Annotated in this window: 12 protein-coding genes and 1 pseudogene; 6 read left to right on the top strand and 7 right to left on the bottom strand. The window is 67.5% G+C overall.

The features are described from left to right. Nucleotides 1–878, bottom strand: an 878-nt coding sequence (locus Q0R27_RS00450) for a zinc-ribbon domain-containing protein (protein WP_293940068.1), incomplete at its 3' end; no start/stop codon positions are given. A gap of 72 nt (nt 879–950) precedes the next feature. Here Q0R27_RS00450 and ftsE point away from each other — a divergent pair. From ftsE to Q0R27_RS00430, 4 genes are read left to right on the top strand one after another with little or no spacing between them, the layout of a single operon-like run. After that, on the top strand, nt 951–1,682 hold the full coding sequence (gene ftsE, locus Q0R27_RS00445) for a cell division ATP-binding protein FtsE (protein ID WP_293940066.1): 732 nt from the start codon (nt 951–953) through the stop codon (nt 1,680–1,682). Continuing rightward, the gene (locus Q0R27_RS00440) at nt 1,682–2,554 is read left to right on the top strand and encodes an FtsX-like permease family protein (RefSeq protein ID WP_293940064.1); all 873 of its coding nucleotides are present in this window, start codon (nt 1,682–1,684) and stop codon (nt 2,552–2,554) included. Before ftsE ends, Q0R27_RS00440 begins: the two co-directional genes overlap by 1 nt. Next, the gene (locus tag Q0R27_RS00435; protein WP_293940062.1) at nt 2,551–3,084 is read left to right on the top strand and encodes a YdcF family protein; all 534 of its coding nucleotides are present in this window, start codon (nt 2,551–2,553) and stop codon (nt 3,082–3,084) included. Before Q0R27_RS00440 ends, Q0R27_RS00435 begins: the two co-directional genes overlap by 4 nt. Then, entirely contained in the window at nt 3,081–3,776 is a 696-nt protein-coding gene (locus Q0R27_RS00430; protein ID WP_293940060.1) for a lysophospholipid acyltransferase family protein, read from the top strand. Before Q0R27_RS00435 ends, Q0R27_RS00430 begins: the two co-directional genes overlap by 4 nt. Here the strand turns inward: Q0R27_RS00430 and Q0R27_RS00425 are convergent. Genes Q0R27_RS00425 through Q0R27_RS00410 form a run of 4 tightly spaced genes read right to left on the bottom strand, consistent with a single transcriptional unit; the run spans nt 3,745 to nt 9,684 of the window. Next, on the bottom strand, nt 3,745–4,809 hold the full coding sequence (locus Q0R27_RS00425) for a DUF2332 family protein (RefSeq protein ID WP_293940058.1): 1,065 nt from the start codon (nt 4,807–4,809) through the stop codon (nt 3,745–3,747). The genes Q0R27_RS00430 and Q0R27_RS00425 overlap by 32 nt on opposite strands. After that, nucleotides 4,790–7,162 carry a phenylalanine--tRNA ligase subunit beta gene (gene pheT, locus Q0R27_RS00420; protein ID WP_293940057.1) on the bottom strand — a complete coding sequence of 791 codons (2,373 nt, stop codon included), beginning with the start codon at nt 7,160–7,162 and terminating at the stop codon, nt 4,790–4,792. The genes Q0R27_RS00425 and pheT overlap by 20 nt, the downstream gene beginning before the upstream one ends. Continuing rightward, entirely contained in the window at nt 7,159–8,223 is a 1,065-nt protein-coding gene (gene pheS / locus Q0R27_RS00415) for a phenylalanine--tRNA ligase subunit alpha (protein ID WP_293940055.1), read from the bottom strand. The genes pheT and pheS overlap by 4 nt, the downstream gene beginning before the upstream one ends. Before the next feature lie 42 nt (nt 8,224–8,265). Continuing rightward, entirely contained in the window at nt 8,266–9,684 is a 1,419-nt protein-coding gene (locus Q0R27_RS00410) for a helix-turn-helix transcriptional regulator (protein WP_293940054.1), read from the bottom strand. Between the two features lie 151 nt (nt 9,685–9,835). Here Q0R27_RS00410 and aceA point away from each other — a divergent pair, with 151 nt between their 5' ends. Continuing rightward, nucleotides 9,836–11,110 carry an isocitrate lyase gene (gene aceA / locus Q0R27_RS00405; RefSeq protein ID WP_293940053.1) on the top strand — a complete coding sequence of 425 codons (1,275 nt, stop codon included), beginning with the start codon at nt 9,836–9,838 and terminating at the stop codon, nt 11,108–11,110. Nucleotides 11,111–11,135: 25 nt separating this feature from the next. After that, nucleotides 11,136–11,339 carry a hypothetical protein gene (locus Q0R27_RS00400; RefSeq protein WP_293940051.1) on the top strand — a complete coding sequence of 68 codons (204 nt, stop codon included), beginning with the start codon at nt 11,136–11,138 and terminating at the stop codon, nt 11,337–11,339. Nucleotides 11,340–11,622: 283 nt separating this feature from the next. Here Q0R27_RS00400 and rplT read toward each other — a convergent pair whose 3' ends face one another. Both rplT and Q0R27_RS00390 read right to left on the bottom strand, forming a co-directional pair. After that, the gene (gene rplT / locus Q0R27_RS00395) at nt 11,623–12,012 is read right to left on the bottom strand and encodes a 50S ribosomal protein L20 (protein ID WP_293940050.1); all 390 of its coding nucleotides are present in this window, start codon (nt 12,010–12,012) and stop codon (nt 11,623–11,625) included. A gap of 13 nt (nt 12,013–12,025) precedes the next feature. Further along, a pseudogene (locus tag Q0R27_RS00390) lies at nt 12,026–12,115 on the bottom strand (50S ribosomal protein L35); the annotation flags it as partial.

Here is a 12,115-nt window from a genome sequence, read left to right as displayed (position 1 = left end):
GGCGGGGCGATCGTCCAGCTGTAAACCAGCTTGCCGGCTCCATTGCGCAGGTCGGCCTGAAGCGCGGGCACCGCCTGGGTCGCGTCGGTCGGATTGATCACCCGTCCGCTGAGCGAGACGAGGTCATTGCCGCTGGCGAGCTTCTGCCGGTCCTGGCTGGTGACCATCAACTTCAACGGACTGTCGGTCGACGCGCTGGCGAGCCCGGCGCGCGCCATCCACGACGGCGGGGCAAAGAACCACGCGGCGGCGGCGAGCAGCGCGACGAACAGCACCAGCGCGAGGATGATGAGCGGCGCCTTGCGGCGCGGCGCGGGCGACTCGTCGGCGGCGTAGCTGGCGTCGTTCCAGTCAGATGGCGGGTCGGTCGCGTCCACCGAGGCGGCCTGGCTGTTTGCCGAAGCCGCGACCGCCGAATCGACTAAGGCAGCGCTATCGTCCTCGATCCCAGGTTGAAGCGAGACGCGGGGATCACGACGAAATTCGTAGGCGACGCTGGGTTTTGCGGTGACCGGTCGGTCCAAAACAGGGACGGGATCGGCGTCCGCCTCGTTTTCGGGCACGTCTCCGCGCTCGAACTGCTCGGCGGATGGGCTCGTCTGTGGCCGCTCGACCTCCGCCGTGGTTTCCGGATCGGGGCCAGGCTCGGGGTCGGGCTCAGGCTCGGTGATTGACTCGGAATGGGGCGTCGGGCCCGGTTCGGGCCACGGGGCCGGTGGCTCGCTCGGCGAGACCGAGGCCTGCGTTACCGCACCCGGCTCGCCGTCCTGATGCCAGCTATGCTTGCACGACGCGCACCGCACATTGCGACCCTGCGGGGGAATGGCGCCGTCCTTGACGGAATAGCTGGTTTCGCAGGCGGGACAGGTGAGGATCATGCGCGCGCCGTCTTTCGGTGAAACGTCAGGGCGGTAAACAGCAATGCGTGCTGCTTGGCAAGGCGGCGGTCCGTGTGCGACACCGGGGTTGTGTCGGGGGAAGCGTCCATCGTCGAATTCGAGCGCGTCGGCCTGCGATACGGCACCGGCGCCGAAGTGCTGCGCGATCTCGACTTGCGGCTCGCGGCTGGCGGATTCACCTTCCTCACCGGGCCATCTGGGGCGGGAAAGACCTCGCTGCTCAAACTGCTTTACCTCGCCCAGCGGCAGACGCGCGGCGCGGTTCGCCTGTTCGGGCAGGAGGTCAACCAGCTGGCGCGCGACGAACTGCCGGCGCTGCGGCGGCGGATCGGGGTGGTGTTCCAGGATTTCCGGCTGGTCCGCCACCTGTCGGTATTCGACAATGTCGCGCTGCCGCTTCGCATTAGCGGAGGGGGCGAGATGTCGGTCGAGGGTCCGGTGCGCGAGATGCTGGCGTGGGTCGGGCTCTCCGACCGGGCGAGCGCGCGGCCGGCGACGCTTTCGGGCGGCGAACAGCAGCGCGTCGCTATCGCCCGCGCGGTGATCGCCAGCCCCGACCTCATCATCGCCGACGAGCCGACCGGCAACGTCGATTCGGCAATGGCGCAGCGCATTCTCCACCTGCTCACCGCGATGAACCGCCAGGGCACGACGGTCGTTATTGCCACGCATGACCTCGGGTTGATCGCCGCGACCCCCGGTGCATCCTTGATCCGGCTGGAGAATGGCACACTGGCAGACCCGACCGGAACGCTGCGCCATCCGCCGCGCGGGCGCGCCTGATGAACTGGCTGTTCGCCTCTGCGCCCGACCGCCGCCTGATCCCCGGCGGAGGCTTCCGCGGTGCCACACCGTGGGTGATCATGATTATGGTATTCTTGATCGTCACCGTCTCCGCCGCCGGCCTCTCCCTCAAAAATGTGGCGGGGATTGTTTCGGCGGGGGTTAGCCAGCGCTATTCGGTGCAGCTTGCGGATGGCGCCGCGCGGTTGCCGGCGGTGGTGGCGGCGGCTCGCTCGGCGGCCGGTGTCGCGAGCGCGCGGCCAGTGCCGGAGACCGAGATGCGCGCCACGCTCGAGCGCTGGCTGGGGCCCGCTGCAGCAGCGGGAGGCGACCTTCCGCTGCCGGCGATGGTCGACGTAGAGCTCCGGCCCGATGCCGATCCGGTCGCGATCGGCCGCCGGATCGAAACGGCGGTACCGGGCGCACGGTTTGTCGCGCATGCGGACAGCTTGCGGCCCTTGCTGTCGGGACTTCACGCGGTCGCGCTGCTCGCTGCCGGGCTGGTGCTGCTGGTCGTACTGGCGAGCGCCGCGGTGGTCGTGCTCGCGGCAAGGTCGGCGCTCGACACCAATCGCACGACGATCGAGATCTTGCACGGCGTCGGCGCGACCGATCGTCAGGTGGCGGGCCTGTTCCAGCGGCGCATCGCGCTCGACGCGCTGGCCGGCGGCGTCGCGGGGGGCGTCGCCGCAGCACTGGTCCTGTTCGCGATCCTCGGCGGTGCAACCGGGATGGTCGCCGAACTGGCTGGCGGTCCGCTGCTCCATCCGTCCGACCTTGTGGCCCTCGCCCTGCTGCCGCTCGCGGTGGCGCTGCTCGCCACGCTCGTCGCCCGCGCCGCCGTGCTTGCCGCGTTGAGGGCCAGCCTGTGACCGTGCGCGCCGGTGCCCTGCTGGTGTTGCTTTACGCGATGCTGTTCGCGCTATTCGCAGTCACGCTCGGCGTTCCCGCTCCGGCCAAGACGACGACCGATGCGATCGTCGTCATCACTGGTGGCAGTGGCCGGATCGAGCAGGGCATCAGGCGCCTCGCCGCCCACCGCGCGTCCCGCATGCTGATCGCGGGCGCCGACCCGTCGGTGACCAAACGCGATCTCGCGCGGCGGCTCGGCGGGCGGCAGGCATTGCTCGAATGCTGTGTCGACCTTGGCTCGGAGAGCGTCGACACCCGCTCGAACGCCGAGGAGGCCAAGCGCTGGCTCGATGCCCACGGGTATCGCTCGGTGACGCTGGTGACGAGCGACTGGCACATGCGCCGCGCCAGCTACGAGTTCCGCAGCCAGCTTGGGCGGCGCTACGACATCACGTTCGACGCCGTGCGCACCGAGCCGAACCTTATGACCCTGTTCGCCGAATATAATAAATATCTGCTGCGGCGGATGGCGGTGTGGCTCGACGTATGAACCTTGTCCGCTCGCTGCTGTTCAACCTGATCTTCTATCTCGGCACCTTGCTCTACGTCCTCGCCGGGCTGGCCGTGTCGGTCATCGGCGTGAAGCCGATGCGCGCGGTCGTTCACGGCTGGTCGAACTTTCACCATTTTCTCACCCGCCACCTGATCGGGATCGAGGAAAGGTTCGAGGGCGAGCTTCCGAGCAGCCCGGTGCTGTTCACGATCAAGCACCAGTCGATGTACGAGGCGGTCGCGACCTTGCGCGTCTTTTCGACCCCGGTGGTCGTGATGAAGCGCCAGCTCAGCGACATGCCGCTGTTTGGCTGGCTGACGCAGCGTTATGGCGTCATTGGGGTCGATCGCGAGGCCGGGCCGGCGGCGCTGCGCAACCTCGTCAAGGCGGGCAAGGCGGCGGCGGCGAACGGGCGGCCAGTGGTAATCTTTCCGGAAGGGACGCGCGTCCCGGTCGGCGAACAGCCCGAGCTGAAACCGGGCTTCGCGGCGCTCTATCGCGCGACCGGGTTGCCGGTGGTGCCAGTGGCGATGGACGCGGGGCTCGTCTGGCCAAGGGGGCTGGTCAAGCGCCCCGGCGTCGTCACGTGGCGAATCGGAGAAACCATCCCGCCCGGCCTTCCGCGCAGCGAAATCGAGGCGCGAGTGCACCAGGCGATCAACGACCTCGAGCGCCGCCCAGCCAGTTGATCGTCCCGCCGTGGGGATGGCAGGTCGCGAGCAACCGGTCCTGGCCACCGGGCCAAGACCGAAGGCGCAACGTCGGATCCTGATCGTCGGGACTTCGTTCGAACCGCAGCCAGCCGATTGGCGTGGCCGGGGTTGCGGCTTTCCCGGACCGCTCGATTGCCGCGGCGACACGCTGCTGGCTCTCCGGTGCAAAATATTGGAGGGCGATCGAATGATAGACGAGGCGGCTGGTGCCGGCGCGCTGCGGCTCGGCCAGCCGCGCCTCGATCCAGTCCGCGGCGTCGCCTTTGTCGAGAGTCACGGGGTGGGTGCGGGCGACTTTTAGCGCTGCTTCGAGCTGAGCGACCCGATCCGCCTGATCGGCCCAGACGAATGCCATCAGCCGGTCGCCGTCGGTGACCGGATCGAGCGGGTTGAGGTCGACGCCACGACGCTCGATCACCTCGACTCGCGAATCGGGCGGCGGCGGCCCGCGCCACGCGGGCTTGAGCTGAAGCGACGAGGCGGGATCGCCGGTGCGCAGCCCGCCGAGGTCATAACCGAAGCGGTCCATCCTGAGATTGAGCCCCGCACTCGCGCCGAGCTCGAACAGTACGACCGGCACCGGAAAGCGATCGGCGAAGGCGAGAGCGCCTGCAAACAGCGCGTTGGCGCGCCCGACTTCGTTGGTCTGTGGCGGCCGATCAAGGCATTCGGCAAGCGCGGGTAACACGATCGCCTCATCGATTGCACTGCCGAGCTGCTCGCGTTCGGGCAGGACGTGGGGTGGATAACATTCGGCGAGCGCGGACAGCGCCCCCGAGCGGACCCCGGCGTGAAGCCCGCCGCACAGCCTGAGCGGGACTGCATCGCCCGACGGGCGCGGGTCGCCGGGCCATTCGCTCAGCCGTCTTGCGACCACGCTCTCAGGCCATGGGCGCTCGGCGAGGAGATCGCAGACCAGCGCGGTGAGCGGCGAGCCAAGCGATCGGCACCAGCCCGCCTGCTCGGCGAAGGCGGCGCGAACCGCCTGCTCAGCCGCGGAGGCGGGCACCGAGCTTGTCGGCGGTGGCGACGATCTTGGCCGAGATCGCGACGATTTCGGCGTCGGTGAAGCTTTTCTCGCCCGGCTGAAGCGTCACCTCGATAGCGAGGCTGAGGCCCGCGTCGCTCTCGAACCGGTCGAACAGCCTTACACCGGTGATCAGCGCCTTGTCGGCCCCGCGCACCGCCCGCAGCAACGCGTCGGCGCTGACGCCCGCGGGAATGAAGAAGGCAAAGTCGCGCTTGATCGCCTGGAGCGCGGGGGGTGAAAAGGCGCTGCGCGCTCGGCCGCTCGCGCGTGGCGCGGGGATGGCGTCGAGGTAGATTTCGGCGGCAACCGTCCCGGCGGGGGCGTCGAGGTCCTTGGCCAACCTGGGATGCAGCTCGCCGAACGCCGCGAGGATCGTTTTGGGGCCGAGGCCGAGCGTCGCCGAGCGGCCGGGGTGCCAGGTGGGACCGGCATCCGGAGACAGAGTCAGGTTCGCCACCGGCGCGCCCGCCGCTTCGAGCAGCGCCAATACTTCGGCCTTGGCGTCAAACGCGTCGAAGCCCTGAGCCTTGCCGGACTGCCAGTCGCGGGGGGTTCGCTCGCCAGCCAACAGGATCGCGGCGGTCGCCCGCTCGCCTTCCGCCAGGTAGCGGCGGCCGACCTCGAACAGTCGCACCGACGAGGCGCCGCGGTCGACGTTGCGGCGGGCGGCGGCGAGGAGCCCGGGAAGAAGCGACGGACGCATCGCTTTCATCTCCTCGCTGATCGGATTGGCGAGGGTCCACGCCGCTCCGCCGAACCGGTCGGCGTCAGCGGTCGGAATGAAGCTCCAGTTGATAGCCTCGTCGAGACCGCGGCCCGCAGCGGCGCGGCGCACGCGGCGTTCGACCGTCTGAGCGCGCGTCGCGGTCGGCCGCGCGACCCCTTCGGCGCGGGGCAGCGCGGTCGACGGGATCTTGTCGTAGCCGTGGAGCCGGACGACTTCCTCGACCAGGTCGGCGGGCCCGTCGATATCGCGGCGCCAGCTCGGGACGATCGCGTCGCCCCCATCGAAGCTGAAACCGAGCCGATCGAGGATCGCGCGCTGCTCTTCCTCGGCGATCGCCACCCCGCCGAGCGCCAGGGTCAGCGCTGGATCGAATGCGACGCGTTTTGACTCGAGCGGCGGCTGCCCGGAGCGGGTGACGGGGCTGGCGGTGCCGCCGCAGTGATCGACGACCAGCCGCGTCGCGATCTCCAACGCTTCGTCGAGGAAAGCGGGATCGACGCCGCGCTCGAACCGTTGGCGGGCATCGCTCGTCAGCATCAGTCTCTGGCCGGTCCGCGCAATCCCGGCCGGGTCGAACCAGGCGCATTCGATGATGACGTCAGTGGTCGCATTCGTGACGCCGCTGTGTTCGCCGCCCATGATCCCGCCGATGTCATGGACCTCGGCGTCGTCGACGATGACGGTCATCGCCGGGTCGAGCGCATAGCTCTTGCCGTTGAGCGCGAGCACCGTTTCGCCCGCGCGGGCCTTGCGCGCGACCAGAGCGCCGTTGAGCCTGGCGCGATCATAGACATGCAGCGGTCGGCCAAGGTCGACCGTGAGGAAGTTGGTGATATCGACCAACACCGAAATCGGCTTCTGGCCGATCGCCTTGAGCCTTTGCCGGAGCCACGGCGGCGACGCGGTGTTCGTCAGCCCCGACACGGCCTGGGCGTAGAACGCCGGGCAGCCCTCGGGGTCGTCGGTGCGCACCGCTGGCGCCGCTCCGCCTAGGACAAGCGGTGAACGTTCCTCCATCCGATAGACAGCGGCCAGCGGGCGCAGCGCGCCGAGCCCTGCCGCGGCGAGATCGCGGGCAATGCCGCGCACGCCCATGCAATCCTGGCGGTTGGGGGTGATCGCGACGTCGAACAGCGGGTCGTCGATACCGGCATAGTCGGCGTAGCTGGCCCCGACCGGGGCATCGGCGGGAAGCTCGATGATGCCGTCATGCTCGTCGCCGAGCTCGAGTTCGCGCACCGAGCACATCATGCCGTTCGACTCGACCCCGCGGATCGCGGTTTTCCTGAGGGTCATGCCGCTGCCCGGGACATAGGCGCCGGGTCCGCCGAACACGCCGAGCATCCCCGCGCGGGCATTGGGCGCGCCGCACACGACCTGGAGCGGCTGGCCGTCGCCGGTGTCGACGGTGAGCACCTGCAGCTTGTCCGCTTGCGGGTGGCGCTCGGCGGTGAGCACGCGCGCAACCTTGAACGGGGCAAGCGCCTCGGCGGGATCGTGGACGCCCTCGACCTCTAGCCCAATGCGGTTGAGCGTGTCGGCGATGGTGGCCGCGTCGGCAACGGTGTCGAGATGCTCTTTGAGCCAGCACAGGGAGAACTTCACGCGCCGATCCCCCCGCTGAGCGTGGGCACGTCGAGCGACGAGAAGCCGTAGTGCTTCATCCAACGCAGGTCGCCGTCGAAGAAGGCGCGCAGGTCGTTCATGCCGTACTTGAGCATCGCGAGGCGATCGACGCCGGTGCCGAAGGCGAAGCCCTGCCACTCGTCGGGGTCGAGACCGCAGGCGGCGATGACGCGCGGGTGGACCATCCCCGAGCCGAGGACTTCCATCCAGCCTTCGGACCCGCCGACGACGCGGCGGCCATTCTCCATCGACCAGCCGACATCGACCTCGGCGGACGGCTCGGTGAAGGGGAAGTAGGACGGGCGCAGGCGAAGGACGATGTCGTTGCGCTCGAAGAAGGCCTTGAGGAAGGTCTCGAGGGTCCATTTGAGGTGGCCCATGGTGATGCCCTTGTCGATCACCAGCCCCTCGATCTGGTGGAACATCGGGGTGTGGGTCGCGTCGCTGTCGCTGCGATAGACGCGGCCGGGCGCGATGAGGCGGATCGGCGGCTTGCTCGCCATCATCGTGCGGATCTGGACCGGCGAGGTATGGGTCCGCAGGACCATCGGGCGCTCATGCTCGCCAGCAAGATAAAACGTGTCGTGCATCGCGCGCGCGGGATGCGTTTCGGGAATGTTGAGCGCGGTGAAATTATGCCAGTCATCCTCGATTTCCGGACCTTCGGCGACCGCGAAACCAAGGTCTGCGAAGATCTCGGCCAGCTCGTCCATCACCTGGCTGACCGGGTGGATCGATCCCCGCGGGGTTTCGCGCGAGGGGAGTGACAGGTCGAGCCGCTCGGTTGCGAGACGCGCATCAAGCTCGGCCGCCTCGAGCTCGACCTTGCGTTCCGCAATCGCCGCCGTGACGGCTTCGCGCAGGGCGTGGATCTTCGGACCCTCGATCGCGCGCTGCTCCGGGGTCATCGGCCCGAGCGACTTCAGCTGCGCGGTGATCTCTCCCGACTTGCCGAGCATTGCGACCCGCATCGCCTCGAGCTCGGGAAGCGTGTCGGCACCGTAGAAGCGCGCGAGAGTAGGGTCAGCAGGTTCGGTCATGAACGCGGCTCTAGCCGCAGCGCACCGCACATTGCAAAGCGGTCACGCCGGAACGAACGGGTAAGGCGAAATCGTCTTGCGATTCTCGTCGACGGCGAGCGCCCGGCCGGCGGGCGCCGTGGCGCGCTGCGGGCAGTTCATTCGCGGGCAGATCGCGCAGGCCGGACCGATCGGGGTGGTCGGCGGGTTGGCAAGGTCGAGCCCCGCCGCGCAGTGCAGTTTCTCGGCATAGCGAAGCTCGCAGCCGAGCCCGACCGCGAGCAGGCCGTCGGACTGGACATCGGGACGGATCGGCCGCTCGATGGTTCGCGAGATGGTGAAGAAGCGCTGGCCGTCGGGGGTCTCGATGACCTGGCTGATCGCCTTGCCGGCGTTCTGGAACGCGGCGTGGAGGTTCCACCGTGGACAGGTCCCGCCGAACCGCGAGAAGGGGAAGGCGTTGCCAGCATAGCGCTTCGAAATGTTGCCCGCCGCATCAACCCGGATCATGAAGAACGGCACGCCGCGCGCACCCGGCCGGCCGAGTGTCGTCAGCCGATGCGAGACCTGCTCGACGTTGGCGCCATATTCGCCGCACAGCCGGTCGATCGAATAATTATACTCCTCGGCCGAGGCGAGGAAGCGGCCATAAGGCATGATGATCGCGCCGGCGGCATAGTTGGCCAGGCTGACGTGAAGCAAATGGCGCGACCCCTGATCAGGCGGCGCGGCGGCCTCGACGACTCGCTCGATGACTTCGCGGAACTCGACCATCGCCAGCTGGTAGGCGAGGCCGAAGGTGCGGTTTTCGCTTCGCAACAGCGACGACAGCATGAACACCCGCCGCTCGGGGTCATATTGCTGGGTCGACTCGCCCAACAGCGCGGGCGAGACGACGCGGCACGAGATTCCCCACGCATCCTTGAGCCTCCGCCGGAGTGGCTCGGCGATCGACAGCGCGTCGGCCATCGCCACGCCGAGCGTCTCGGCGCAGGCCTCGAGCTCGGGGAAGTGATTGCTCGATTCCTGGATATAGTCGCGCACCCAGGTCTCGGGCGTGATCAGGCCGCGCGGATCGGTTTCGTCACCGTCGCCGCTGTGGGTTTGGCGCTGGAGGTCGCGCAAAGCGGTATAAAGCCGCGCCACTCCCTCGGCGACGGTCGGGGCATTGTCCGCTAGCTCGACCAGTTCGTAGCGGCTGATGGCAAGGTCGCTGAACATCTGGTCGGAGAAGATCTCGCCGAGATGCTCGGCGCCGGCGCTTTCATTGCCCTCAGCGGCGAATGCCTTGACGTTCACGTCGAATACTTCCGCGAGACGGAGCAGGATCCCGGCCGTCACCGGTCGCTGGTTGCGCTCGAGATGGTTGAGGTAGGACGCGGAAATGCCGAGCTGCGTCGCCATCGCGCTCTGCTGTAGCCCGAGGTCGCGGCGAAGGCGCTTGAGGCGGGCGCCGAGGAACAGCTTTCGCGTTGTCGTCATCTGCCTGTTCTGTAAAATATTTACAGAAAGCACAAGTCATTTCGTGACAGTCGCGCCCTTTTCGATGCGACCTTGCCCGATATTTGGCGTTGAAGGATGAAATAAATTCGAATCATTCGACTCAGTCCGATTTCCAAGGAAGCTCTCTCCAATGTCCGACTTCTCTTCGCTGATCGCTGCTCCTGCGGGCCGGTTCGACGGAATCACCCGTCCTTACGCCCCGGCCGATGTCGAGCGGCTGCGCGGCTCGTTCACGATCGAACATACGCTTGCTCGGCGCGGTGCGCTCAAGCTGTGGGAACTGATGAAGCGCGATGAGCCTGTCCGGGCACTGGGCGCGGTCACGGGCAACCAGGCGATGCAGATGGTCCGCGCCGGGCTCGAGGCGATCTATCTGTCGGGCTGGCAGGTTGCCGCCGACGCCAACACCGCCGGAGCAATGTATCCCGACCAGTCACTGTATCCCGCCAACGCCGGTCCCGAACTGGCCAAGCGAATCAACAAGACACTGCAGCGCGCCGACCAGGTCGAGCACAGCGAAGGCGGTGCCCAGCGCGACTGGTTCGTCCCGATCGTCGCCGACGCCGAGGCCGGCTTCGGCGGCCCGCTCAACTGCTTCGAGATCATGAAGGCCTATATCGAGGCCGGCGTCGCGGCGGTCCATTTCGAGGACCAGCTGGCATCGGAGAAGAAGTGCGGTCACCTCGGCGGCAAGGTCCTCATCCCGACCCAGGCGGCGATTCGCAATCTCGACGCGGCGCGGCTTGCCGCCGATGTCTGTGGCGTCCCCACGCTCGTCGTGGCCCGCACCGACGCCGAAAGCGCCAAGCTGATCACGTCGGACATCGACGAGCGCGACCGCCAGTTCATCACCGGCGAGCGCACTCCGGAGGGCTTCTTTCGCCTGCGCGACGGTAGCGGTCTCGACCATTGCATCGCCCGTGGTCTCGCGTTTGCCGAGCACGCCGATCTGCTGTGGTGGGAAACCAGCCACCCCGATCTCGCCGATGCGCGCAAGTTCGCCGAGGCGGTGCACGCCAAATATCCGGGCAAGCTGCTCGCCTATAACTGCAGCCCGAGCTTCAACTGGGCCGCCAAGCTCGACGAAGCGACGATCGCCAAGTTCCAGCGCGAACTGGGGGCGATGGGCTACAAGTATCAGTTCGTCACGCTGGCCGGCTTCCACAGCCTCAACCACGGCATGTTCGAACTGGCCAGCGGTTATCGCGACGAAGGCATGACGGCCTACTCGCGGCTCCAGCAGGCCGAGTTCGCCAGCGAACCCGCCGGCTATACCGCCACGCGCCACCAGCGCGAGGTCGGCACCGGTTACTTCGACCAGGTCGCGACGGTCATCTCGGCCGGAACGGCATCGACCACCGCGCTCGGCGAATCGACCGAAGCGGCACAATTCGCTCACGCCTGACATCAGCACTAAAGGAGCAAGGACAATGCAACGGCGTTACTGGGTCATCGGGGGGGATTACTCCGACTGCGCATTCGGCCAACTCGAGCCGGGCACCGAGAAGATCAGTGGGCCGTTCCTGTGCGAGGTAAAGGCGCGGACCGAGTGGCAGCGGCTGACCTTCCGCGACAATAGTGGCGCGACCACGCGCTACACCATCGCCGCGGAGCCCGACTCGATCTGGCAGTAGGGTTCGTCTCGCAAGAAGTTAGGAGAGGATGCCGCAAGAGCATCCGACTAGGAGAGGGCGCCCGGGCAACTGCGGCGCCCTTTTCGATTCAACGCTCAAATATGAACGCCCGGCGGTGCCAGTCCGCCGTCGGGCAGGGCCGGGGCATCGGGCGGGGCTTTCGTCCATCAGCCAGGCGAAGTCCGCGTCGCCAATCGCCTGAAGCCGCATTGCATTCCCCCCGAATACAAAAGGGGCGCCGCGGCTGGTGCCGAGCGCCCCTTGATGTCGTTCCATTGGTCGCTCAGGCGGCGACGGCCGCCTGGCGATCCCCCTCGTTGGGGAGGTGCGCTTTCGCCTGCGCGATGAGTACCGAGAAAGCCTCGCCCTCGTGCATCGCGATGTCGGCCAGGACCTTGCGGTCGAGATCGATGTTCGCCAGCTTCATCGCGTGAATGAACTGGCCATAGGTCAGACCCTCGGCGCGAACCGCAGCGTTGATGCGCTGGATCCACAGGGCGCGGAAGCTGCGCTTCTTAACCTTGCGATCGCGATAGGCATATTGCCCGGCCTTTTCGACGGCCTGGCGGGCGATGCGGATCGTGTTCTTGCGACGGCCATAATAGCCCTTCGCATTGTCGAGGATCCGCTTGTGCTTGGCGCGGGTGGTTACACCCCGTTTGACGCGTGCCATGTTCCGCTAGCTCCTAGTTGAGGCCGTAAGGGGCCCAGAGCTTCACCCGGGCCGTATCGGCCTTGGCGAGCACTTCGGTACCGCGGTTCTGGCGAATATATTT

The organism is Sphingomonas sp. (assembly GCF_025362505.1).
Classification (GTDB): Bacteria; Pseudomonadota; Alphaproteobacteria; order Sphingomonadales; family Sphingomonadaceae; genus Sphingomicrobium.
The sequence above is the reverse complement of the archived record's forward strand: the minus strand, read 5'-3'. Positions and strand labels throughout refer to the sequence as shown.